The 24,069-nt window shown below is 71.0% G+C and carries 19 protein-coding genes; 7 read left to right on the plus strand and 12 right to left on the minus strand.

Annotation, left to right across the window (positions count from 1 at the left end; genetic code table 11):
- Nucleotides 1-74 precede the first annotated feature (74 nt).
- Nucleotides 75-377 carry a hypothetical protein gene (locus ACFYTS_RS17000; protein WP_357274514.1) on the plus strand — a complete coding sequence of 101 codons (303 nt, stop codon included), beginning with the start codon at nucleotides 75-77 and terminating at the stop codon, nucleotides 375-377.
- A 15-nt stretch (nucleotides 378-392) separates the two neighbouring features.
- On the opposite strand, the gene ACFYTS_RS17005 is transcribed toward ACFYTS_RS17000, so the two are convergent.
- Complete coding sequence (locus ACFYTS_RS17005) at nucleotides 393-1,184, minus strand: class I SAM-dependent methyltransferase (protein ID WP_387305091.1); 792 nt, start codon at nucleotides 1,182-1,184, stop codon at nucleotides 393-395.
- A gap of 266 nt (nucleotides 1,185-1,450) precedes the next feature.
- Here ACFYTS_RS17005 and ACFYTS_RS17010 point away from each other — a divergent pair, with 266 nt between their 5' ends.
- The gene (locus ACFYTS_RS17010) at nucleotides 1,451-2,620 is read left to right on the plus strand and encodes a glycosyltransferase family 4 protein (RefSeq protein WP_387305094.1); all 1,170 of its coding nucleotides are present in this window, start codon (nucleotides 1,451-1,453) and stop codon (nucleotides 2,618-2,620) included.
- 72 nt (nucleotides 2,621-2,692) lie between these two features.
- Here ACFYTS_RS17010 and ACFYTS_RS17015 read toward each other — a convergent pair whose 3' ends face one another.
- From ACFYTS_RS17015 to ACFYTS_RS17025, 3 genes are all read right to left on the minus strand, one after another.
- The gene (locus ACFYTS_RS17015) at nucleotides 2,693-4,582 is read right to left on the minus strand and encodes a hypothetical protein (RefSeq protein WP_387305097.1); all 1,890 of its coding nucleotides are present in this window, start codon (nucleotides 4,580-4,582) and stop codon (nucleotides 2,693-2,695) included.
- A gap of 9 nt (nucleotides 4,583-4,591) precedes the next feature.
- Nucleotides 4,592-5,881 (minus strand): polysaccharide biosynthesis protein, encoded by a 1,290-nt coding sequence (locus ACFYTS_RS17020; protein ID WP_387305182.1) that lies wholly within the window; start codon nucleotides 5,879-5,881, stop codon nucleotides 4,592-4,594.
- A gap of 185 nt (nucleotides 5,882-6,066) precedes the next feature.
- The gene (locus tag ACFYTS_RS17025; RefSeq protein ID WP_357274506.1) at nucleotides 6,067-7,203 is read right to left on the minus strand and encodes a DUF3068 domain-containing protein; all 1,137 of its coding nucleotides are present in this window, start codon (nucleotides 7,201-7,203) and stop codon (nucleotides 6,067-6,069) included.
- A gap of 187 nt (nucleotides 7,204-7,390) precedes the next feature.
- Between ACFYTS_RS17025 and ACFYTS_RS17030 the strand changes: the two genes are divergently transcribed.
- Entirely contained in the window at nucleotides 7,391-8,542 is a 1,152-nt protein-coding gene (locus tag ACFYTS_RS17030; RefSeq protein WP_387305099.1) for an acyltransferase family protein, read from the plus strand.
- A 13-nt stretch (nucleotides 8,543-8,555) separates the two neighbouring features.
- Here ACFYTS_RS17030 and ACFYTS_RS17035 read toward each other — a convergent pair whose 3' ends face one another.
- From ACFYTS_RS17035 to ACFYTS_RS17050, 4 genes are all read right to left on the minus strand, one after another.
- On the minus strand, nucleotides 8,556-12,839 hold the full coding sequence (locus tag ACFYTS_RS17035) for an alpha-(1->3)-arabinofuranosyltransferase (protein WP_387305102.1): 4,284 nt from the start codon (nucleotides 12,837-12,839) through the stop codon (nucleotides 8,556-8,558).
- Nucleotides 12,820-12,990 carry a DUF2613 domain-containing protein gene (locus tag ACFYTS_RS17040; RefSeq protein WP_071812209.1) on the minus strand — a complete coding sequence of 57 codons (171 nt, stop codon included), beginning with the start codon at nucleotides 12,988-12,990 and terminating at the stop codon, nucleotides 12,820-12,822. Before ACFYTS_RS17040 ends, ACFYTS_RS17035 begins: the two co-directional genes overlap by 20 nt.
- Before the next feature lie 148 nt (nucleotides 12,991-13,138).
- Complete coding sequence (locus tag ACFYTS_RS17045; protein ID WP_387305105.1) at nucleotides 13,139-14,230, minus strand: isochorismate synthase MenF; 1,092 nt, start codon at nucleotides 14,228-14,230, stop codon at nucleotides 13,139-13,141.
- Nucleotides 14,231-14,393: 163 nt separating this feature from the next.
- Complete coding sequence (locus tag ACFYTS_RS17050; RefSeq protein WP_357274502.1) at nucleotides 14,394-14,888, minus strand: universal stress protein; 495 nt, start codon at nucleotides 14,886-14,888, stop codon at nucleotides 14,394-14,396.
- Nucleotides 14,889-15,254: 366 nt separating this feature from the next.
- Here ACFYTS_RS17050 and ACFYTS_RS17055 point away from each other — a divergent pair, with 366 nt between their 5' ends.
- Both ACFYTS_RS17055 and ACFYTS_RS17060 read left to right on the plus strand, forming a co-directional pair.
- Complete coding sequence (locus ACFYTS_RS17055; RefSeq protein ID WP_357274500.1) at nucleotides 15,255-15,695, plus strand: hypothetical protein; 441 nt, start codon at nucleotides 15,255-15,257, stop codon at nucleotides 15,693-15,695.
- A gap of 16 nt (nucleotides 15,696-15,711) precedes the next feature.
- A complete protein-coding gene (locus tag ACFYTS_RS17060; RefSeq protein ID WP_387305108.1) occupies nucleotides 15,712-16,821 on the plus strand; it encodes an ADP-ribosylglycohydrolase family protein in 1,110 nt (369 codons plus the stop codon).
- Nucleotides 16,822-16,895: 74 nt separating this feature from the next.
- Here the strand turns inward: ACFYTS_RS17060 and ACFYTS_RS17065 are convergent, their stop codons facing one another.
- Nucleotides 16,896-18,218 carry an acetyl-CoA C-acetyltransferase gene (locus ACFYTS_RS17065; protein WP_357094168.1) on the minus strand — a complete coding sequence of 441 codons (1,323 nt, stop codon included), beginning with the start codon at nucleotides 18,216-18,218 and terminating at the stop codon, nucleotides 16,896-16,898.
- A 187-nt stretch (nucleotides 18,219-18,405) separates the two neighbouring features.
- Here ACFYTS_RS17065 and ACFYTS_RS17070 point away from each other — a divergent pair, with 187 nt between their 5' ends.
- Both ACFYTS_RS17070 and ACFYTS_RS17075 read left to right on the plus strand, forming a co-directional pair.
- A complete protein-coding gene (locus ACFYTS_RS17070; RefSeq protein ID WP_387305111.1) occupies nucleotides 18,406-19,764 on the plus strand; it encodes a 3-oxoacyl-ACP reductase in 1,359 nt (452 codons plus the stop codon).
- Nucleotides 19,764-20,630: a MaoC family dehydratase gene (locus ACFYTS_RS17075; protein ID WP_387305184.1), complete on the plus strand. Its 867-nt coding sequence runs from the start codon at nucleotides 19,764-19,766 to the stop codon at nucleotides 20,628-20,630. Before ACFYTS_RS17070 ends, ACFYTS_RS17075 begins: the two co-directional genes overlap by 1 nt.
- Nucleotides 20,631-20,846: 216 nt before the next feature.
- Here the strand turns inward: ACFYTS_RS17075 and ACFYTS_RS17080 are convergent, their stop codons facing one another.
- The 3 genes from ACFYTS_RS17080 to ACFYTS_RS17090 all read right to left on the minus strand — a co-directional run bounded on the left by ACFYTS_RS17080 (nucleotide 20,847) and on the right by ACFYTS_RS17090 (nucleotide 24,031).
- Nucleotides 20,847-22,022: a DUF5685 family protein gene (locus ACFYTS_RS17080; RefSeq protein ID WP_387305114.1), complete on the minus strand. Its 1,176-nt coding sequence runs from the start codon at nucleotides 22,020-22,022 to the stop codon at nucleotides 20,847-20,849.
- A 100-nt stretch (nucleotides 22,023-22,122) separates the two neighbouring features.
- Nucleotides 22,123-22,731: a TetR/AcrR family transcriptional regulator gene (locus tag ACFYTS_RS17085; protein ID WP_357274490.1), complete on the minus strand. Its 609-nt coding sequence runs from the start codon at nucleotides 22,729-22,731 to the stop codon at nucleotides 22,123-22,125.
- A gap of 130 nt (nucleotides 22,732-22,861) precedes the next feature.
- A complete protein-coding gene (locus ACFYTS_RS17090; protein ID WP_387305116.1) occupies nucleotides 22,862-24,031 on the minus strand; it encodes a glycoside hydrolase family 3 N-terminal domain-containing protein in 1,170 nt (389 codons plus the stop codon).
- Nucleotides 24,032-24,069 lie beyond the last annotated feature (38 nt).

Here is a 24,069-nt window from a genome sequence, read left to right on the forward strand (position 1 = left end):
GCGAGCATGCTTTGTAGCTACCGTGGATAGCTCGCACGTAACATGAACCGTTACCGCACAGGGGAGTCCGAGTCATGGCGGTGCAAGTGGTCGGCAGAGCGCTGATGACCAGCGATCTCACGCCGCATCAGGCGAAAAGCGTCGGCGCGGGCGGATGGGTGGTGTCCTTCCTACCCGGCCGGACCCTCACCACAGCGCAAGCCACCGCCGCATTACTGGCGGCCGAGGCGGTTGCCGCCGTGAACGACCTCGCCAGTCAGGTCGGCCTGACCGCTATGGAGACCGTGGGGTTGGCAACCCAGGAGTCACCGTGGGGCGAATCCGAGGCCTGCACCGGCTTCCGCCGCGTGTGGCGGCGCGGCTTCTCCCTCCGCTGAGCGCGCCCGGGTGGGCTAGCGCGGCCGCTTGGCGGCCACCACCACCAGGTTGCTGACCAGCAGCTCCCGCAGCACGGGAACCCGAACGACCCACCATGCCCAGCGCGGGTGGTAGCGCGGGAACACCGCCAGGATCTCGATGTCGTCCGGTGTCGCCGCGGCCCAGCGCACGCCCTCGGCCGCGCTGACCGCGAACAGCGAACGCCCGAAGCGGTTCTTCGGCTCCCGCCCGTGCTTGCGGCGATACCGACTGGCCGCGTATTCCCCACCCAGGTAATGCCACGGCCCGGTCTCGTGCCCGCCGAACGGGCCGTGCCACACCGTGTACGAAAACACCATGAGGCCATCGGGTTTCGTCACCCGCAGCATCTCGGCCGCCATCACCCACGGCTGCGGCACGTGCTCGGCCACATTCGAGGAGACGCACACCTCCACCGCGTCGTCGCGGAACGGCAAGGCCATGCCCGACCCGCGCACCGCGCCCGCGACCCGCAACCCGGCCGCGTGCATTTCCGAGGGGTCCGGTTCGACCGGTAGATAGCGCGCGCCCGCGCGACCGAACTCGTCCGCGAAATAGCCGGGCCCGCCGCCCACGTCCAGCACCACGGTGCCGCGCAGCGACTGCCCGGTCAGATCCCGGTAGAAGTCCGACACCAGCTCGGCCGTATCGGTGGCCACACCGCCGTAGAACACGGCGGGATCGGTCTGCTCGAACCGGAAGCTCCCCAGCAGCCGCAGCGAGCGTCGCAGCGTCGCCCGGCGGGCGAATCGCGGACGGCGCACTGTGGTCTGATCGGCTCGAAGCACGGCGGCAAGGCTAACCCGCCTCTCCGCGACTTCAGCGGGCGGCCTGGACTCCGCTCACCGCCCGGCACCCGTGCCGGCGGTTCGGAGCCAACCCGATTCCGGGGTTACCCCAGGGGTGCCCTCACCTCGCCAAACCAGTCGTTCCGTCGCGCGAGTAGCGGATGCGATCCGATGAATGCTCCAGGCTGTCCACTGAAGTTCGGGTGAACCGGTACGGTTGAGCCCATTGTCTGTCCGCCCACCTACTCTGTCCTGGAGATTCGCCCGTGCGTGAAGTGCTGCTGCTGTGCTGGCGCGACACCGGGCATCCGCAGGGCGGCGGGAGTGAGCGGTATCTGGAGCAGGTCGGCGCGCAGCTGGCCGCGCGCGGTGTGAAGGTGACGCTGCGGACCGCCGGATATCCGGGTGCGGCGCGGCGGGAATCGGTCAACGGGATCGAGATCAGTCGCGGCGGCGGGCGGTTCACCGTGTACCCGCGGGCGCTGGCCGCCATCGCGCTCGGGCGTGTCGGGCTCGGACCGCTGAAGGGGCTGCGGCCCGACGCGGTCATCGACACCCAGAACGGGATCCCCTTCTTCGCTCGCACCGTGACGGCCGCGCCGACCGTGGTGCTGGTGCACCACGGGCATCGGGAGCAGTGGCCGGTGGCCGGGAAGCTGGTCGGCCGGATCGGGTGGTGGATCGAATCGCGGCTCTCGCCGCGCGTGCATCGGGGCGACCAGTACCTCACGGTGTCGCTGCCGTCCGCCGAAGAGCTCACCGCGCTCGGCGTGGACGCGCCGCGGATCGCGGTGGTGCGCAATGGCGCGGAGCCCATCCCCGAATGCGTGCCCGCCGGTGACGAATCCGCCCGCACCCCGCATCCGAGCATCGTGGTGCTCTCGCGGCTGGTGCCGCACAAGCAGATCGAGGACGCCATGGCGGCGGTCGCCGGACTGCGCGACAGCATCCCCGGCCTGCACCTGGATGTGGTCGGCGGCGGCTGGTGGGACGAGAATCTGCGCGCGCACGCCCACGAGCTCGGCATCGCCGACGCGGTCACCTTCCACGGGCACGTCGACGAGGACGAGAAGCATCGCCTGCTGGCCCGCGCCTGGGTGCACGTGCTGCCCTCCCGCAAGGAGGGCTGGGGACTGGCCGTCATCGAAGCCGCCCAGCACGGGGTGCCGACCGTCGGCTACCGGAGTTCGCGCGGGCTCACCGATTCCGTCGTGGACGGCGTCACCGGGCTACTGGTCGACGACTCCGCCCAGCTCACCGCGGCCGTCGGCGAACTGCTCCGCGACAGCGAGGCCCGCACCGTGCTGGGGGAGAAAGCGCGGGCGCGGGCGCGTGAATTCTCCTGGGAGCAAACCGGAAACGGCGTCTACGAGGTGCTGTCCGCGGTGACCCGCGGTCAGCGGGTGAGCGGGCTGATCGCGCCCGCGCGCGTCTGATTCGCCGAAGTCCCGCCGCGACGCGGTCATGATTCCCGGCATCGAGGCATGCGGATCATCGTCGTCATCGCGCTAATCAGCGTTGTCGTGATCGGTGCGGGATTCGCGCGCGGCTTCCCGAAGGACTGACCCGCGCCGCACCGAAAGGACTGCGGCGGTGAGGAATCCGCCGGCCAGCAGCGCGACCCACAGCAGGTGTGCGGCCCCGGCGATCCGGCGGCTGCTCGCGGAAGCCTCGTGCGTGGCGATCTCGCCCGGCACCTCGTACAGCTGTACATCTCGATCCGCGTAGACCGGAGTCAGCTGGGCCAGAACGGTTTTCGAATCACCCAACGGTCCGGGCGTACCACCCTCGACCAGCACCCATCCAACGCCGAGGCCCGCCAGTTCGCGCACGGACCCACCGCGCAGCAGCAGGCTCTCCACCTTCCGGGCGCGTGCGCCCTCACCGGCGACACTGCCGCCGCGCACCGGAAGTTCCCCGGTCTGCAGCACATCTCGCGGCAACATGCGCGGTGCGGGATCCAGTACCGGCGCGCTCCCCGAAAACCGGAACTTGCGGAACATCCCGCCCGGCAGCACCGCCACATCGCCGGGCGCGCTCACCTCGGCCGCGACCTTCCGCCACCCGTCCGGATAGTGCACCGGTCGTAATGCGCCACCGACACCCCACGCCATATCCGGCAGCGTCAGGAACAGGATCGCGAGGAAAAGCGCTGCGGCCCCGGCGGTTCGGGCCCGCCGGGGCAGGTCGCTCGCCTCGTCCGCCCCCACGTGGGAGATCCAGCGTCCCACCACCAGGCACCCCGCCGCGGCGCACAACGCGTACGCCGGAACCGCCAGCGCCACATACTTCTGAGTATCACGCAACAGCCCGGTCCCCGGCACCTCACGCACCAGGAACTCGCCCGCCGACAGCCCCCACCCGGTCGCCCCGAGCGCGGGCAACACGATCGCCGCGAGCCCCAACCACACCAGTCGGCGACGGACGACCAGTCCGTGGTCGGTCCCCGTATTCGGCACGGTCGCAGCCTCTTCCGGGGCTCGGCTCACCACCGTACGCACGCCCGTCGCCACCAGGGCGAGCAACAGCAGAGTCCCCACCAGGGCGAAAAAGGTGGTGCGTGAGCCGGGAACAGCCGTGCCGTTCCAGATGCCGCCCAGTCCGGCGAGGCTGCCCAGGGTGCCGAGCCAGGGTTCCGCGCGGGCCGCGAAGGCCGCGACGCCCGCCGGATCGGAGGGCTCCGCCGCGGCGGAGGAGAGCGCGGTCGCGGTGAGCCACGGGGCAGCGGAGATGATCCAGAGCAACGCCGCGCCCACCAGATTCCGGCGGCCCACCAGCACGAGCGCCAACGTACCGGCGAGCAGGGATCCGGTGGGCGTGAGCCCCGCCGCGGCCAGACAGCCCGCCAGCCCGGCCCACCCGCCTACGGAGCTGAGGCGTCGCGGGTGGCGTGACGCCACGTCCGCGCTTGCTCGGGCTGGGTCCGGTCCCGCGCGTAACCGCCAGGCGAGCAGCGCGATCCAGGGCAGGGCGGCGTAGCCCGTGAGCAGGCTCCAATGTCCTTGGAGCAGACGTTCGGCCACGTACGGATTCCAGACGGCGACGGTCGTCGCGACCAGCCGCGGGCCCAGCGAGACCCGCAACAGGTCGCGGGCCAGGACCGCCGCGCCCCAGCCGGACAGCCAGAGGGCCATCAGGAGAATCGCTTTGACGATCAGTCCGCCGTCGACGACCGCGGACAGGGTGGCGATCAGCGCGTCCTGCGGCACCGCGCGAGGTGCGGCGTCACCGAGCCCGAGCGCGGAGTCGGTGAGATACGAGCGCGGGGTGCTGACGGCGTCGCGCAGGAGCAGGTAGCCGGGGCCGAGCAGCGGGCCCAGGACGATCACGGACAGCAGCAGGCTGTACCCGGCCGGGATCAGCCCGCGCCACCGCCGTTCTCCACCGACCGCGTTCACACCGGCACCCTACGTTCCGGTCGGCCCGAGATCGGGGACCCGCGAAGGGGTCTCGGCGTCGTCGCGGGCGGTGCGCAGGGTGACCGCTGTCAGGACCAGGGTGGTGACGGCCGCGGTGACCGTGGCGATGAGAATCAGGGTGAGCACCGAGTGGGCGCAGGTCAGCATGACCGTGACCCCGATGCCCAGCCCGACCCAGGTGATCGCCGCGGGCGCGGTGCGGTCGGCCGCGATCGCCGACAACAGCACCGCTTGCAGAACCGCCAGCAGGGCACCGTCGAGCGCGAACAGCCACAGCAGCCCTTGGATCGGCGCGTAGTCGCGTCCCGCGAACAAGGGGGCCAGCGGGGCGGCCAGCGCGGCCCCGAGCACCGTGACCGCGCCGATCCCCATCAGCACCGCCAGCGCGGACCGCATGGCCCGCGCGGAATGCTTGGGCTGCGCCATCTGTGGATACAGCACCACGCCGACGGCCTGCGGCAGCCAGAACGCGATCTTGGCCGCGATCGCCCCCAGCGCGTACCGCCCGGCATCGTTCTCGCTGAGCACGATTCGTGAGATGAGCAGATCGGCCGACGACAACGCCATCAATGCCGCCTGCACCTGCGCCGCCCGGAAGACCGGAACCACCCCGAGGGCCACGTCGCGCGTGCGTTCGCCGACGGAAGGGACCGGAGCCGCCGCCTCGGCGGCAACAGCCTGTGCCGCGTTCTCGGAGCCGCCCGCCGCCGTGCGCCCCGAGGATCCCCGCTGCGTGACCGGGGATTCGGGGTGCGGGGTGCCGACTGTGTCGGCGACGCGCCGGGCAGCGACGGCCGCGACGGCGGCCCCGGCGGCACCCGCCCAGAGTGCGGGCGCGGGCCCGCCGCCGACCGCGAGCGCGACCAGGGCCGGAGTCACCCGGAGGATCGCCGCGCCGCCCAGCACCCACGCCAGCGGCCGGAATCGGCTGCCACCCTGGAGAATCCCTTGTTCGCCCGCGAGCAGGACCAGCAGGGGAGCGGAGCAGAGTGCGCCCGCCGCGGCCGCGACACTCACCTTCAATACGAGGGCGACGATCGGCACCAGCACGACCGCGGCCGCCGCGACCAGCGCGGCACAGCGCAGCGCGAGTCCGCGTACGGCCGTCACGGGTGCGCCGCGGACCACTTCGCGCGCGACCACGTTCTGCAAAGCCAGCGCGGGCACGGCGCACAGCACCTGGATCGCGAGCAGGCTCGCGAAGGAGCTGTAGCCCGACACCCCCAGCCAGCGGCTGGCGAGCAATTGCAGCAGATACCCCGCGACATTCGCGGTCATGGCCCCCGCCGTCACCAAGGTCAGGTCCTTGACCACGGGCAGACGGCGTACAACAGACACGCCCGCAATGCTCCCATCCGGGGTCCGGGTTCCGGCCCGCCACCCCGCGCAACCCGGACGTGTGTCCGCCAACGACAGCGGCCCAGCACCTGCGAAAGGTGCTGGGCCGCCGGGAACGGGTGCCGTCAGGGGCGCTTGTTCATGTCGATCTGCTGGGTCGGCGCGTCGAACGAGGGGGCCGGGCCGCCCGCGGGGGCGGGGACGCGGCGGGCCGGGGTCCGGCCGTCGCCGTTCTTGCCGAGCAGGCCGAGGACGATGCCGGCGATCAGGAACAGCAGGCCGACGACGCCCAGGATGATCGGCAGGGTGCGGCCGTAGAGCGACAGCTTGTCGATGTTCTCCTTGGCCACCGAGATCTGCGACTCGATGGTGTTCTCGTCGAACACCAGGGTCGACTTGAGCGCGGTCACCTCGGGCTTGTCACCGGTGCGGGCGTAGAACAGGTGAATCTGCTCCTGGCCCTTGATGACGGTGCCGGTGTCCGGCTCGACCCACAGGTCGCGGACGTTGGTGTAGAAGCGCGCCATGGTGACGTCGCCGTCGCCCTCCACGCCCCACTTGGCGGCGGGCAGCGTCAGCTTGTTGGTCGGCGAGTTCGCGACGGTGGACAGGTCGGTGACCGGCGCCGTCATCTGGAAGTGGTAGACCTTCAGGCTGTTGATCTCGGATTCCTCGACATACGCGGCGTCGTAGGTCTTGCGAGTGTTGAGATCGAAGTACGGGTACGTCTTCTTCTCGGTGCCGATCGGGAAGCGGTACTGCAGACCGACGTGCTGCACCGGGTCCATGACCGACTCGCCCTTCTTGTCGACCGTCACGGCGATCGCGCCGTTGGGGCCGCCGTCCACGGACTCGACGGGCTCACCGGTCTTGCGGTCCACCGTGACGCGGTCGATGCTTGCGGTCAGCAGGCCGGTGTCGCCCTGCTTGTCCGTGCGGCGCAGGGTCTGACCGGCCTGAATGGTCATTTCCGAAGCGTCGGACGGGTTTTCGACGGTGAGGAAGCGCTGCGAGACGAGCGGGACGTTCTGGTCCACCTTCGCCGAACCGGTCGTCGAAGTCAGCGACTTCGAGTCCAGCACCTCACTGGGCGCCCCGGTCTGCGGGTTGGTCGCGACGGTCGTGATCTCCAGGTCCAACGGCGTCTTCGCGAGGCGGCTCACCGTGTACGTGGGAATCATGATGGCGGCGACAAGCAGCATCGCGCCGAGCCCCACGAGTACGCAGGCAACCGTCCTTCTGGTACCGGCACTGAGTGCCATGCAGGTTCTCCTCGTCGTCGAACGCGTGTTTCTTCCAGTACTGCGGTCGCCGCGCAGCACTCGTGAGCCCAGACACTAACAGTCCGAGCGGTCCCTGAGTGTGGCCGAGGCAGGAAAACACCCCGAAACGCCCCCAAGTCAAAAGCCGGATGATCCGCGGAACACCCGCAAGGCACACTGGGACCCGATGACGACGACCACCCTCACCACCGCGGAGACGCCCGGCCTGGACCCGGCGCCGGTCCGTCCCGGCCGCTTCGTTCCCGCACTCGAGGGCATGCGCGCGCTCGCCGCCCTGGGGGTCGTGCTCACCCACGTCGCCTTCCAGACCGGCGCCACCGGTCAGCCGGTGCTCGGCCGGGTCTGGGAGCGCTTCGACCTCGCGGTCGCGGTGTTCTTCGCACTGTCCGGATTCCTGCTGTGGCGGCCGCACGCCGCGGCGGCCCGCGGCCACGGGGTGGCACCGAGCGCCGGACGTTATCTGCTGCACCGCGCGGCCCGCATCCTGCCCGCCTACTGGGTGGTCGTGTGCGCGGTGCTGATCCTGCTGCCGAGCGCGGCGCATACCGCCGGATTGCGGGTGTGGCTGTCGAATCTGGGCCTGCTGCAGGTCTTCGTGCCGTTCACGCTGACCGACGGGCTCACCCAGATGTGGAGCCTCTCGGTGGAGGTCGCCTTCTATCTGGTGCTGCCGCTGCTGGCGTTCGCGCTGGTGTGGTTGCGCGGGCAGCGGGCGCGACTGCGGGTGCCGGTGGTGCTCGGCCTCGCCCTGATCGGTCTCGGCTGGAACTTCCTCCCCGTCCCCACCCCCGACGGCATCCACTCCGACAACTGGCTGCCCGGCTACCTGCCCTGGTTCGCGGTCGGCATGCTGCTCGCCGAACTCGCCGACCAGCCCGCGCCGACGTGGCGGCGGGTGGCGGGCAACCGGTGGCTGATGTGGCCGCTCGCCGTGGCGGCCATGGTCCTGGCGACCACCGACCTGGCCGGGCCGCGCGGGCTGGTGCACGGCCAGCCTTGGCAGTACGCCGCCAAGATGGCGCTCGGCGCGATCGTCGGCTTCGGGCTGATCGCCCCGCTGGTGCTCCGGCCGGACCTGCCGCACCGGTGGCTGGAGAGCCGGGTCGCGGCCACCCTCGGCCGCTGGTCCTACGGCATCTTCATCTGGCACCTGGCGGTGCTGTCGATCGTGTTCCCGGTGTTCGGCGTGGTGCCGTTCCGCGGGCATTTCGTGATGGTCTACCTGTTGACCGTCGTCTTCACGCTGCCTCTGGCGGCCGCCAGTTTCGCCCTCGTCGAGGAGCCGGTCCGGAAGTGGACGCGCCGCCGCTTCGGCTGAGCGGCAGCGTGATTCAGCGCCGCGGCGGGAGGGCCGCGATCCCGACCGCGATGATCGCGACCAGCGCCGGGAACTGGACCCACAGCGAACCGCCGACATAGCCCTCGAACGACCGCCACGGTCCGGTGGACAGCGCGGCGGCGCACACGGCGGTGCCGCCGCCCGCGAGCGCGATCAGGATGCGCGACCACCCGCGTGGCCGCAGATGATCGCCGATCAAGCCGAACACGGTGAGCACCAACGCGACCGGGCCCGCGATCAGGCCGGCCCCGGCGGCCAAGCCGAGCCCGGCGACGGTCCGGCTGCGCCAGGCGCGCGGCGGCGCACCGTCCGAGCGAACCGGCGACCGTGCGCCCCGGAAGGCCAGCGCCAGCAACGGAATCAGCAGCACCAGACCGCCGAAGATGGCCAGCCGGTACCAGCGGTCGGTGGGGAAGGACACGGTGATCGGGCCGTGCGCGCCGGCCGGCACCAGCCACGCCTGCTGCCAGCCATTGATCACCACGGGTTTCAGCGCGGTGCCGTCGGCCGTCGTGGCCTGCCAGCCGACATTCGTCGACAGCGGCAGCACCAGCACCCGGTCGCCGGTCGCCTCGGTCCCCTCCGTCGCGGCGGGCAGGGGAGGGGTGCGGTCGAGGCGCAGCTCGTCGACGGTGAACAGATCGGTCGGCGCGACCGCGACATCCACACGCCCGGAGAGGAATTCGAAGGAGTGCTCTTCCGACGCGCCGCCGCCATTGTCGTCCACCCCGCACACGGTGGCGGACAGCGGTGCGCCGGAACGCAATTCGGCGGCGGTCCCGGTGACCGTGGTGTGCAGGGTGCGACCGGCCGCCACGATGGTGGGCCCGTGCGCGCAGTCGATGGTGATGGGCCGATTCGAATCGGCGGGAGCCGGATAGTCCGGGCCGAGCACGGTCACCTCGGCCAGGCCCGGCGGCTGTTCCTGCGCGAAACCCAGTGCGGTGCGGTCCAGCACGCCGTCCCAGCTCTGCAGCGAGATCTCGATGCGGCTGGTGACGGTCGGGTGCAGCTCCAGGCGGGTGGTGCTGCCGGAGTCCGGCCGCACCTCCCGCACCTGTGGACCGTCGCCCAGGTTCACGGTGACGGCCGTCGGGTGCGCGGGGAGGTCGCCGCGCGAGGGTGTCACGGTCAGCCCGGTCACCAGGGTGGGGGCCGGAAGTTCGATGGTGAGCGTGGGTTTGGGCCCGGCGGGGTTGCGCACCGTGGTCTCGGGCGCGGTCCAGCTGGTGAGCGGGTCGCCGTCGGTGGCGGCGAGCGCCGAGCCGCGCGGGTCCGCGACATCGGCCCGGCCGCGGGCGATGGGCCGCTCCGGATCGGTGAGCAGGGCCTCCAGGGCGGGGCCGGGGCGGGTGTGCACGATCAGGTCCGGGGCCACGGTGACGGGTTCCGGCACCTGGAGGGTGCGTTCGAACAGGCTCGGTTCCTCGGCGGCCAGCGCCAGGCCCTTGCTGCACCGGATCCGGTCGGGGGAGTCGAAACAGGCGCTGCGGCCGGGGAATTCCTGTCCCAGGTCCCAGCCCGCGACGGTGGCGCCGGTGGGGGCGGGCGGGAGCACGGTGCGATGCCGGATGTCGACGGTGACAGGGTTCTCGCGGTCGGCGTAGTCGTCCAGGCTCAGTTCGGCGATCCCGAACTGTCCGCCGGCGCTGCCGTCCTCGGTGTGCACGGCGGTGATCTTGATCCAGTCGGTGCGCCCCGGCGGCAGTGAGATCGACACGGGCGCACCGGGTTCGGTGATGCGGCCCGCGACGGTGCCCTTGGCGGTCTCGACCTCGACCCATTTGATCGGGCTGCCGATGGCGGCCGGGCTGGTGGTCAGCCGCAGTACCGCCGAACTCACCGGCTTGTCCAGGTCGAGTCGAAGCCATTGGCCGACCGCGTGTTCGGCGCCATTGCTGATCCACGCGGTGGCCGGGTCGCCGTCCACCACGGCCGCGGTGGAGCTGCCGGGCGCGGCCCCGCCCAGCTGGGTGGCGTCGCCCGCGGCGCTGGAGGCGGTGACGGTGGCGCCAGACCATTCGCCCTCCACCAGCGGCGCGCCGGGCACCGGATAGTCGGGGACCAGATTGTGGGTGCGGCGGGCGTCGCCGGGCGCGCGCAGCGCCGAGTTGTGGTTGTCGACGCGCCCGAAGTCGGCTTCGCGGTCCATCGGGGTGTCGGTGATGGTGACGCCGTGCTGCAGCAGTCCGGCGGTGTTCGCGTCGGCGGACAGCAGGACCGGTCCGGCCGGTACGGCCGGATTGCGCCGCAGTCGTTCCACGGCTTCGGGTCCGCCCTGCACGACAGGGAGATTCGCGAGCGGGACCGTGAACGCGCCCGGGAACGAATCCGGCGCGCCGACACCGCCGCGCACGCTGGTGGGCGTGCCGGGCGCGAGCGCCTCGACGCGGTAGATCTCGACCGCCGGGTAGCCGGGCCGCAGATCCCCGTCCGAGACCAGGCCCTCCACCTTGCCGGTCTCGATGGTATCCCCGAACTCGGTGACCTTCCGGATCCCCGGTGATCCTTCGATGGCGCGGTGCGCCAGCATCGGCCGGGTCGATCGGGAGGTCTCCGGGTCGAGGTCGTTGCGCAGCACCAGGACTCCGATGCCCTGTCCGGCCAGCGTCGTCGCCAGGCCCGCCGACGGCCGCCCGTCGGCGATGAGCCGCTGCACCGAATCCATGGCGCGGATCGCGCCGGGCGGGTTGAGCGGCACCGCGTCGCGCACCGCCCACGGGGTGCTCGCCAGCGCCTGCATCGGCTCGTCGCGGGTCAGGCCCCACACCTGGGAGGCGAACGGCGCGCCCGGCACGATGAGCGCGCGGGTGTCGGAGGCGTTGTGCGCCAGCCAGTCCGCCGTCTGCCGCCAGTAGGCCGGGACCTCGTCGTAGCTGCCGCGCGGTGCGAGTTTGCCGGTCCAGGCCAGCGAGGTGGACAGGGCCAGCGCGGTCAGGATGAGCGCCCCCACCGCCACCATGCGATCGCGTTCCGGATGCGCGAACGCCCTGCGCCACACCGGCATCGGCACCGAGGCGGGCAGCGGGACCCGGGCCAGCAGGTGCGCGAGCCCGAGCACCAGAGGTAGTCGGATCAGCGGTTCCAGCTTGTGCACGTTCCGCAGGGGCGCGCCGCCGGAATCCAGGAACAGGCGCACCTGCTCGGCGAATGGCCCGCCCAGCGCGCCCGCGTAGCCCGCGCAGATGCCGGTGAGGCCGACGATCAGGATCAGCACCAGCCGACCGCGATTCGGCATGGCCCGCATGGCCAGGCCCGCCATGCCCGCCGCCGCCAGCAGACCCGTGGCCAGCACCGCGGCGGGCTGGGTGACCAGCACCGCCCCCGCGATGCGCTCCGGCGACACGAACGGCGTCCAGCTGTCGGTGCCACGCAGCACCTCGCCCAGCGACGCCCACTGCGTGGTGACGCCCGAGGACTCGATGTAGTCCAGGAACGGCGGACTCACCTTGCCCAGCAACAACAGTGGCACGACCCACCAGAAGGTGCCCAGCGCCAGCAGCGGGATCCAGGCGCGGGTGAACCGCCACCACGCCCGATTCGGTTTGTAGGACAACCACCACAGGGCCGCGGGCAGGAAGGCCGCCGCCGTGGCCACGGCGTTGACCGAACCCATCAGGGCAAGGGCCGCGGCGCTGCCGGCGGGCGTCGCCATCCCGCGCCGCGGTGGTTCGGTGTTCCGGTCCCGCCGCATCGCCACGCCCAGCGCGGCCGGGGCCAGCAGCACCCAGGGGGCCAGCATCATCGGCAGCGTCTCCGAGGAGATCGAGCCGAGGGTGGTGAGCACGCGGGGAGACAGGGCGAACGCGACCGCGGCGATCACCCGCGACCCGCGGCTGCCGATGCCGAGGGTCTCGCAGAGCCGGACAATGCCCCAGAATCCGGCGAGCAGCAGCAGCGCCCACCAGATGCGCTGGGTCACCCAGGCGGGCAGTCCGAGCACGTGCCCGAGCGAGAAGAACGCCCCGTGCGGGAAGAAGTAGCCGTACGCCTGGTTCTGCACCTGGCCCATCGGGGCCTGGCTACTCCACAGATGCGAGGCGCGGGACAGGAAGCCGAGCGGATTCTGCGCCAGGTCGTACTTGGTATCGGCGACGGTTTGCCCGGGGGCCTGCAGAAAGGTCAGCAGGAATGCTGCGATGACGCTGCCGAGCAGCCAGCGGCGGCCCAGCGGCGCGGTAGTCGGCGACCGGTCCTCGTCCGGACCGGTCGCGGACTGTGAGTCTTCGGTGTGGTCTGGTTCGGAGGTCGTCCGGTCAGCGCGAGCCGTACTCAACGTTGTTCAGCAGCGACGACGAGGCGTCACCGCTGCGGTCGATATCGGGCCGCTTGTCCTGCGAGGCCGCCATTGTGATGACCAGGACCGCCGCCAGGCCGACGAGGGCTCCACCGACAGCACTCGCTGCACCAGGAACGGCAAACTTCATCGCGGTACTCCCAACATCGGACGCATGCGTAACCCGGCCAACCTAGCAGGTTTTGACGTGGGGGCTGCCCGCCCCCACACCGCCGGTCGAAATGAATCCCGGGGGCCGCGCCCCCGAACCCCCGCGACAGGTGGTGTCAGCGCTGCCGCTACTCGGGCATCACGCAGTGCAATCCGCCCAGGAAGGTGCGGAGTTTGGCGGTGGTCTCGTGGAGTTCGGCGACCGGGTCGGAAGCCGCGACGATGCCACCGCCGGCGGAAGCGTGCAGGGTGCGGGCGTCGGCGGCGAGTTCGGCGCAGCGGATCGCCACGAACCAGTCGCCGTCGCCCGCGGCGTCGCACCAGCCGACCGCGCCGCCGTAGAAGCCGCGGTCGCCCTCGAGCGCGGTGATGGCGTCCAGGGCCAGGTCGGTGGGGGTGCCGCAGACCGCGGGGGTGGGGTGCAGGAGAACGGCCAGGTCCAGGGCGGTGGTGGCCGGGTCGCGCAGGACGCCGCGGATGGGGGTGGCCAGGTGCCAGACCTCGGGGGTGGAGAGCAGTTCGGGGGCGTCGGGGATGGATAGCTCGGTGCAGACGGGGGTCAGCCGTTCTCGGATCCAGTCGATCACGTACGCGTGCTCGTCGCGATTCTTGCTGCTGGCCAGCAAATCCCGGGCTTGCTCGGCGTCGGCGGCCGGATCGGCGAGCCGGGGCAGGGTGCCCGCCAGCGGGCGCAGGGAGACGGCGCGGCCGTGCCGCGACACCAGGGTTTCCGGCGTCGCGCCGAGCAGGGTGTCGCCCGGCCGTCCGGCGGCGGTCAGGTCGACGGCGTAGACGGCGGCGCGCGGATGCCCGGTGACCAGGTGGCCCGCGATCACCTCGGGTTCCAGCGGGGCTTCCGCCGCCACCCGCAGCACGCGGGCGGCCACCACCTTGCGCAGCGGCTGCGCGGGATCGCCCAGCTGCTCGACCAGTTTGGTGACCCGCGCGACATGGTCTGCGGCACTCGGTATTTCGGCGACGACCCGGACGTCGGGCAGGTCCGGCAGGGCGGCGGGCCGCCACGGACCGGCGGTGTGGAGGGCCTGCTCGGGCGCGGTCAGCGCGGCCCGCCCGCGCGGATCGAAGGGCAGTGCGCCCACGATCAGCTCTGCCGCGCCGGACCGCAGCGCCGTGCTCGCGGCCGCCGCCGAGTCGAACGTGGCCCGGGTGCCGGAGGTGCGCAGCACACCGTCCGGGGTCGCGAGCAGAAATCCGTCCATGATGGATCGACGATAGCCCCGCGCCCGCGCGCTCGAGCCCGGGGAGCGACGCATCTCTCACCCGGCCGTCGGCGTGGTGAGACGGATCACCCTGCGGCCCAGCATCTTTCCCGCAAGCGGTGCGATCCGGCCCGCGAGCGGGGCGCCGAGCGGCGCCGGAGCCTCACCGACCGGCGGGTTTCGGGGCGGGTTCGCGGCCCGGCGGGACCATCAGCACCGGCCGGTGGCAGTGCTTGAGCACGGCGTCGGCGACGCTGGAGTGCATGAGGGCGCGGATGCCGGTGGCCCCGCGGGTGCCCGCCACGATGATGTCCACATCCAGCTCGTCGGCGGTCTCGACGATCGCGGTCCAGATGGTGGTGCTGCACTCCACGGTGCGCGCCTCAGCGTTGAGACCGGCCAGTTTGGCCAGCCGCACGCCTTCGGCATTGATATTCCGGGCGTCCGCGAGCGCGACGTCCTCTATTTCGTCGTCGGTCATCCACTCCGGCTGCATCACCCCGGACAACCCCGACAGCCGCGCGGCCTGTCGCACCATCGGCTCCCACGCCGTCAGCACCACGGCCCGATTCGCGGCCAGGAACCGTCCCGCGTATTCGACGGCCCGCCGGGCGTTCTCGGAGCCGTCGTAGGCGATCAGCATCAAATCGCAGGGCATGACGAACCTCCTGGTGGGAACGCCTCTCTGTCTCTCAGACACTACCCCGAGAACTACCTGTCAAGCCCGAACTCAGTGTTCGCGGCCGTCCCGATTCTGGACTGCGCTCCGCCTCCCCGCGCTTGGAGCGGGGGAGCGGGGCGGAGGAGCGGAGGAGGGAAGAATCGGGACCAGGGGCCGCGAACCCGCCCGTAGCGAAGCGTAGGGCAATTCGACACGGTCGCAAGTTCTCCACAGTTTGCGAACGATTCACCCAAAGCGGTGGTGCGATGGGGGGTACGGGTTTTCACTGAAATCGTCGGCGGTCGCCGACGATCGACATCGCCGTCGTTGGAGCAGGGCCCGAACGAGGGGTGGATTGTGCGGTTGGACGAGCTGACGACCCCGCAGGAGTGGGCGCGTGTGTACCGCTCCCTGTTCGGTCTCCCCTACGTGCACGTGACCACCCCCGGCTTCGTGGTGCTACCGCTCAACGACACCATCGCGGCGTTGAACACCCCGGAACCCTTGGGGGGCTTGATCCTTCACGAGATGATGGGGCGCGGCACGCCCGGCCCGGTGCTGGTGCGCGACAAGCCGCCGCGCCGCACCTTCCTCGCGGTCTTCGACGGCTACCCCGGCGACGACCTGCTGGAGCTGCTGGAGCGCAACAGCGTCGACATCGGCCCGCATCGCAGTAATGTCATCCTGCCCACCGGATTCGGGCGGCACACCCACGAGGGTCGCTGGTGGGCGCGCGAGCCCCGTCGCGACGAATCGCTGCCGTTGCTCTCCGAGGTGGTCGCGGCCACCCGTGCGGTGCTGTGACCGCTGCGGTATCGAGGTGACGATCGAGGCGGCCATGTTCGGCCATCATGAGGCCGACCCCCGTGCCCTGCTGTATTACGAGTGGTGTCAGCGCGCCGAATCCGGTTACGCCGTGGACGACTTCGAGGAAGAAGTGCACGAGCTCGCGAACACCGACCGGCCGGTTCCCGCAGCCTGCTTCCGACTCCTGGACAAGATCGAACACGCACCCCGGCTACCGGATTGGCCGTACACGGAATGGGCCGACGCACCGCACCTCGGCAATCCGGCCGGGAGCGACCAGGATTCGGCCGGACCATTGCCGGAACCGGAACTGCTGGATCGCCTCCACGGCGGCTGGCTCGGCCGCCACACCGCCCGCTCCCGCGCCGCCACCGAGGTCGACTACGCCGTGCTCGGCCTGCACCTGCTGGAACGCCGCGGCCTCGACTTCAGCCCCGACGACGTTGCGGCCGAATGGCTCGAGCGCCTGCCGTTCCTTCGGACCTACACCGCCGAACGGGTCGCGTATCGCAATCTCATCGACGGTTTCGCCCCGCCCGACACCGCCATCCACCGAAACCCGTACCGGGAGTGGGTCGGCGCCCTCGCCCGCGCCGACATCCACGGCTACACCCACCCCGGACACCCCCGGCGGGCTGCCGGCGCGGCCGCCCGCGACGCCTCGATCTCCCACACGGGCAACGGTTTATGGGCCGCCATGTGGTCGGCCGCCCTGATCGCGGCCGCCTTCACCGACCACGTGCCGGCCTCGGCGCTGAGCACCGCCGCGGCCGTCGTCCCGGCCCGTTCCCGCCTCGCCGTCGCCCTGGCCGAGGTGCTCGCCGACCACGCCCGGGGCGACACCTGGGAGCGGGCGGTGGCCGCCGTCCATGCCCGCCACGACCACTACAACCGGGTGCACGCCATCGGCAACGCCTGCCTCATCGCGGCCGGATTGCTCTGGGGCGAAGGCGATTTCGACCGGACGGTCACCCTGACCGTCCGGGGCGGCTGGGAGACCGACTCGAACAGCGCGACCGTGGGCTCGGTGGCGGGCATCCTGACCGGGGCCGCCGCGCTCTCCACCATCGACGGCGACGGTCTCGCCGACCTGGCCGGCCGCACGCGAAACCTGTTCGTATAGCCCCGGATACGAGAAAGGCGGTGCGATCCGAAGACTCGGACCGCACCGCCTTCGCGGGGGTGACGCGGTGTCGGCTAGCGCTCGACGATGGCGACGACGCCCTGGCCGCCCGCGGCGCAGATGGAGACCAGCGCGCGCCCGCCACCCTTCTCCGCCAGCTGCTTGGCGGTCTGGGCGATGATGCGGCCGCCGGTGGCGGCGAACGGGTGGCCCGCGGCGAGCGAGGAGCCGTTCACGTTCAGCTTGGAGCGGTCGATCTTGCCGAGCGCGCCGTCCAGGCCCAGGCGCTCCTTGCAGTACTGGTCCGACTCCCACGCCTGCAGGGTGGCGAGCACCACCGAGGCGAAGGCCTCGTGGATCTCGTAGTAGTCGAAGTCCTGCAGGGTCAGGCCGTTGCGGGCCAGCATGCGCGGCACCGCGTAGGTGGGGGCCATGAGCAGGCCGTCGGGGCCGTGGATGTAGTCCACCGCGGCGACCTCGGAGTCCACCAGGTAGGCCAGCGGCGAGAGGTTGCGCGAGGCCGCCCACTCCTCGGAGCCCAGCAGCACCGCGGACGCGCCGTCGGTCAGCGGGGTGGAGTTGCCGGCGGTCATGGTGGCGTCGCCCAGCTTGGTGCCGAAGACCGGCTTCAGGGTGGCGAGCTTCTCCAGGGTGGAGCCCGGACGCAGGTTGTCGTCGCGGGTCAGGCCCAGGAACGGGGTGATGAGGTCGTCCATGAAGCCGCGGTCGTAGGCGGCGGCCATGTTCTTGTGCGACAGGTAGGCCAGCTCGTCCTGCGCCTCGCGGGAGATGCCGAACTCCTTGGCGGTGATGGCGGCGTGGTCACCCATGGACAGGCCGGTGCGCGGCTCGGCGTTGCGCGGGATCTCGATGCCGACCATGGACGGGCGCAGACGGCCGACCAGCTTCACGTAGTCGGAGTTCTTCTTGGCGCGGTTGGCGTCGAGCATCCACTCGCGCATGCCCTCGCTGACTCCGATCGGCGCGTCGGAGGTGGTGTCGGTGCCGCCACCGATACCGTTCTCGATGCGGCCCAGGGCGATGCCGTCGGCGACGGTGACGATGGACTGCAGGCCGGTGCCGCAGGCGAGCTGCAGGTCGTGGGCCGAGGTGTACGGCGACAGGGTCGAGCCCAGCACGCTCTCGCGGATCATGCCGTGCTCGCCGACGCGCTTGAGCACCGCGCCGCCGACGACCATGCCCAGGCGCTCGCCCTGCAGGCCGAAGCGGGAGACCAGGCCGTTCAGGGTGGCGGTGAACATGTCCTGGTTGGAGGCGTGGGCGTACTTGCCGTCGGACCGCGCGAACGGGATGCGGTTACCGCCGAGGATGGCAACCGGGCGGGCCTGCTTGGTGTTCTTGGCCGCGGCCTTCGCAGAACGGGCTTTGGTGGTCACTCGAGTCTCCAGTGTCTCGTCGGTGGGAGTTTCCGCCCGTGCGTCCCCGAGGGGCGCACGTCAGTCGGTTTACATTAAACTTACTCTGGAGTAAGTTCATTGTCGACACCGTACCCCGCAGATGTGCGCAATGCCGCTCTTGAAGAATCCACCGTCCGCGGGCCTAGACAAGGAGAAGGTAGGAAACGTGGCTGCCAGCAAGAGCAAGGGCGCTCCCAACCTCTACGGATCTTTCGTTCACTCCGCCCCCGGCGCGTTCCTGGCCTCGAAGCTGGGCCTGCCGCAGCCGGAGACGCTGCGTCGCTACAAGGCGGGCGAGGCCGCCCTCCCGGGCCCCGTGCTGCTCGGCGGCAAGGGCCGCGCCGCGGACGCCGTGCGAAACCTGCTGGGCGACTACACCTTCGTCGACGCCGTCACCCCGGGTGTGAAGTTCGGCGCGCTCGTGTTCGACGCCACCGGCATCAAGACCATCGAAGAGCTGCAGCAGCTGTTCGAGTTCTTCCAGCCCGCCATGCGCAGCATCGCCCCCTCGGGCCGTGTGCTGGTCATCGGCACCACCCCGGAGCTGGCCGGTTCGGTCGACGGCCAGATCGCGCAGCGTGCGCTCGAGGGCTTCACCCGTTCGGTCGGCAAGGAGCTGCTGCGCGGAGCCACCTCCAACCTGGTCTACCTGCACCCCGAAGCCGCCACCGCCGCAACGGGTCTGGAGTCCACCCTGCGTTTCGTGCTGTCGGGCAAGTCGGCCTTCGTCGACGGCCAGGTCTTCCGGGTCGGCTCCGACGACGCCGTCGCCCCCGCCTCCTGGGACAAGCCGCTGGAGGGCAAGGTGGCCGTGGTCACCGGCGCCGCCCGCGGTATCGGCGCCACCATCGCCGAGGTCTTCGCCCGTGACGGCGCGACCGTGATCGTCGCCGACATCCCGGCCGCCGGTGAGGCGCTGTCCGAGACCGCCAACAAGGTCAGCGCCACCGCGCTCGCGCTCGACGTCACCGCCGCCGACGCCGCCGAGAAGCTGGCCGCCTTCGCCACCGAGCGTTTCGGCGGCATCGACATCGTCGTCCACAACGCCGGCATCACCCGCGACAAGCTGCTCGCCAATATGGACGAGGGCCGCTGGAACTCGGTCATCAACGTGAACCTGGCCGCGCCGCACCGCATCACCGAGGGCCTGGTCGCCGCGGGCGCGCTGCGCGCCGGGGGCCGCGTCATCGACGTGTCCTCCATCGCGGGCATCGCGGGCAACCGTGGTCAGACCAACTACGGCGCCTCCAAGGCCGGTGTCATCGGCATGGTCAACGCCGAGGCCCCGAAGCTGGCCGAGAAGGGCATCACCATCAACGCGGTCGCCCCCGGCTTCATCGAGACCGCCATGACCGCCGCCATCCCGCTCGCCACTCGCGAGGGCGGCCGCCTGCTGTCCTCCCTGCTGCAGGGCGGTCAGACCGTGGACGTCGCCGAGACCATCGCCTACTTCGCCTCCCCGGCCTCGAACGCGGTGAACGGCAACATCGTTCGCGTCTGCGGCCAGGCCATGATCGGAGCATGATGTCGCAGACCATCACTCTGTCCGAGGTGCCGAAGAACGGCGGCCTGTTCGTCAAGGCCGCCCTCGGCGCGCTGCCGGTGCCCGGACTCTCGGCCCGCAAGCCGACCCTGCCCGACCGTCGCGTCCGGCTGGAGGGCTTCCGGGTGAACCCGGACCACCTGGCCGCCTACTGCCGGGCCACCGGGCTGCGCTTCAGCGACTCGCTGCCGCTGACCTACCCGTTCGTGCTCAGCTTCCCGCTGGCCATGCAGCTGGTCGTCGCCCGGGACTTCCCGTTCGTGGCGGTCGGCGCGGTGCACGCGGAGAACGTCATCGAGCGCACCCGCCCCATCTCGGTCGCCGAGCCGCTGGACTTCGACACCCACATCGAGAACCTGCGCGAGCACCCGAAAGGCCTGCTCGTGGACGCCGTCACCGAGGTGAGCGTCGGCCGTGAGCTGGTGTGGCGGCAGGTCACCACCTTCCTGCACCAGCAGCGCACCTCGCTGTCCGGCGGCCCCAAGCCGGAGCCGAAGCCGGACGAGGTGCCGCCCCCGCCGCTGCGCACGCTGCGGGTCGACCAGAAGATGATCAACCGCTACGCCGCCGCCTCGGGCGACCACAACCCGATCCACACCTCCGCGCTGGGCGCCAAGGCCTTCGGATTCGCGAAGCCCATCGCGCACGGCATGTGGTCGGCGGCCGCCATTCTCGGTTCCATCGAGGGCCGGGTTCCGGACCGGACCACCTACTCGGTGAAGTTCGGCAAGCCGATCCTGCTGCCGTCCACCGTGAACGTGTACGCCGACCAGGCGTCCGGTGGGTGGGACTTGTCCTTGAAGCACCCGAAGAAGGGCTATCCGCATCTGACGGCTACGCTGCGCTGATCCTCGCAAAACGGAGCGGTCTCAGCTCCGCGGCGCGAGGGAGTGTTGAGCCCGGCACCCGCAGACTCGGGCCGGATCGCGATTCGCGGTTCGCCCGATGGGGGTGAGGAGCCGCACGCTGTTTCATATTTCGGATGTCGCCACGCAGGGGTTTCTACATCCGGGACGGAACAGCGTGCGGCTCTTGCCATTCCGGAGCCGGACGAAATCCGGCCGTCAGCAGCTGCAATCGCAACCGCAGTCGCAGCAGTCGCAGTCACAGTCGCAGCAGTCTCCGCAGCCGTCACAGCCGTCGCAGCCGCAGTTCCCGCAGCCGTCGCAGCAGTTCATCCACGGCTCTTTGCGGCGGCCGCTGCACGGGCCGGTGTGCTCCGCGCAGCACGCGTAACCGGTGCAGTACTGGGTGCAGATGATGCCGAGACCCTCGAGCAGGCTCGGCTGCTTGATCAGGTCATCGGAATCGGGGCGCTGCGTGAAGGCGGCCACCGGCAGAGCGGCGGCCTGGGTGCGGCACGCGCCCGTGGCGCAGGTGTGGACGACGCCCGCGGCCCGGCCGAGCCGCTTGACCACACTGCCCAGCGGATCGAGCAGCGCCCAGCGCACCGTCGCGGTCCGGTCCAGGGCGACCCGGGTCAGGGCCGCGCGCAGCAGCGAATTCGATTCGGCCACCAAGGCATGCGCCTGCTCGGGTGTGATTCCGGTGGCGGACAGCGGATTGAAGCGACCCTCGGCGCGGTCCGCGTCGAGATCCTCGAGCGCGTCCGCGAGATGGGCGATCCGGCCGAAATGCCATCCGGCTTCGCGCAGCGCGTCGGCGTTCTCGGGGCGATCGGCCAGGATCGCGGTGTGCGCGAACAGTTCCGCGGCGCAGACCTGGGTCGGCTCGGTCAGTTCCGCCAGCGAGCTGCCGGGCGAGTTCTCCAGGCGCAGCTGCGATTCGATGGCCGCGATCAGGGGTTCCACATCCAGGCCCAGCGGCGCCGCGGCCGAGCGGGCCCGGGCGTGCCAGCGGGTGGAGACGCGGGTCAGCGGGCGGCGGGCCAGCCGGTGGGCGTCGCCGTCGTCCACGTGATCGCGAATCTTGGCCGCGCCCAGCAGCAGTGACGCGGTGGCGGCCAGCCGGACCCCGGGCGCGTCCGCGGCGAGCACCTCGGCCCGGCGCATGCCGCGCAGCGCGCACGGGCCCGCGGCCGTGCGCGGCGAAGGCAGCGACTGCTGCGCCTCGGTGAGGATCTCGAGCACGATGGCGTCGGTATTGGTGGCCGCGCGGGCCAGCTGGCCGTGGCCGTCGCGCAGGCCCAGGCACAGGCCGCACATGTGCGCCTGCCACGCCGAGGGATCGATTCCGTGCCGTGCCGCACTGTGCGCGCACGGCTTCAGCAAGCCGAACAAGATGTCCCCGCTCCCCGGCCGGAAGGGCCGTCCTGCAACACGATCGCAGCGAACTGTGGCAGGCGCGCGCCGGGACGGCAAGTCCGGTGGGCCGACCAGCTCAGGCGGGCTCGGCCCGCTTCTTGTTGCCGGACAGGCCGCGCCAGGCCAGATCGTCGAGCAGATTCACGGCCACGTCCATATCGATCTGCCCGCTCGCGACCCGGTCGGCGATGGCCTCGCCCGCGCCGATCACCGCCACCGACACCACCTCGAAATTGGTGCCCGGCTCGGCGTACTTGGCGCTGGACTCCAGCAGTTTCGCGGTCAGCTCGATGACCCGGTCGCGGCTGTTGGCGATCTCGGTGGCGAACGGCTGCTGGCCGAGCGCCTGCCGGTAGAGGACCTGCCAGGACAGCCGGTTCTGGTCCACGTAGGCGAGGAACGCCTCCAGGCCCGCGCGCAGCTGCTCGTGCGGGGTGAGCTTGGGGTTGCCCGCGACCGCGACCGCCTCGATGAACCGCGCGCTCTCGCGCAGGATGCAGGCGCGGAAGAGTTCGTCCTTGGAGCCGTAGTAGAGGTACAGCATCGGCTTGGAGATCTTCGCCTCGGCGGCGATCGCGTCCATCGAGGTGTCGTGGTAGCCCTTGCGCGAGAAGACCTCCACGGCGGCGTCGAGCATCTGCTGCTCGCGCACCGCGCGAGGAAGCCGTTTCGTTCCGCCTGCCATTCACTCTCCTCGGACCGGACATCCGGCGCTCATCGCAAGCGCCGAAGCCCTTATCTTACTCCATGGTAAGTTCCGCCAGTGTGAATTGCCGGTGATTCGCCAAGCCTGGACGGCGGCGTCGGGGATGATCTCAGCAGTGCGGCGCGGAGCCCTTGAACTTTGCCATGCGCAAGACCGAGGCATCCACCTGGGATCCCGGTAAGCGGCCACTGTTCACCGCCGCCACGAGCCGGTCCAGCACCTTCGGCACCGCGTCCGTGGTGATCCACAGGGCATTGTCGGCGCCCGCGATCAGGGCGGCCTCCACCGCGTCCTCGATGCTCATCCGGCTGGTGATCGCGGCCATGCCGCCCAGGTCATCGGTGAAGATGACCCCCTCGAAGGGTGCTGCGCCGTAACCCGTGCCCTGACGCAGCAGCGCCATCGCCTGCGGGCTGATACTCGCCGGCACATTCGGGGTGGTCAGACCCGGCACATCCAGGTGCCCGACCATCACGGCGGCGCCCGAATCCACCAGATTGCGGAACGGCACCAGGTCCGTGGTCTGCATCTGATCCAGCGGCGGCGTGCGCACCGCGCCGGTGTGCGAATCACCCGAACCCGAGCCGTGACCCGGGAAATGCTTGATCACGCTGCCCAGCCCGGCGTCCTTCATCGCCCGGATCTGCGCGCCCGCGTACTGCGTCACCACATCCGGATCATCGGAGAAGGAGCGGTCGCCGATCACCGAGTCGTCGGCCTGCGCGCTCACATCGGTGTCCGGCGCGAAGTCCACGGTCACACCGAGGGCCCGCAGCTTCTTCGCGCGGTCCAGGCTGAAGGTGTAGAACTCGTCGGGGCTCATGGTCTGGGCGATCACCCGGGCCGAGGGCGCGGGCCCGATCAGGTCCTTGGCCCGCGAGACCCGGCCGCCCTCCTCGTCGATGGTCACCATGAGCGGGGTCCGCGACGCCTGCTGCACCGCGTCGACCTGATGCTGGGCCAGCATCGCCTTGTCGGTCCAGCTGCCGATGAAGATGCCGCCGATCTGCTCGTTCCGCACCACGTTCTCGGCGTCGGCCTCACCGGTCACGCCGACGGTCAGCAACTGCGCGAGCTTCTGCCGCAGGGTGAACTCCGAGAGGTACCCCGCCGCGCAGTCCTGTTTACCCGGCGTCGTCGGCGGCGGCGCGACGGCGCTGCTGCTCGCCGCCGCGCTGACGCTACTGCTCGGCGCGGCGTCGTTGGTGCCCTTTCCGCTCGAACAGGCGGTCAGTGCGAGGGCGGTTACCGCGACAACGATCCCCGGTGCAAGGCGCATATCTCCGACGGTAGCTCCCCCGCCTCGCCGAGACTTCA

This window comes from Nocardia sp. NPDC004151, assembly GCF_042874235.1.
In the GTDB taxonomy this organism is placed as follows: Bacteria; Actinomycetota; Actinomycetes; order Mycobacteriales; family Mycobacteriaceae; genus Nocardia.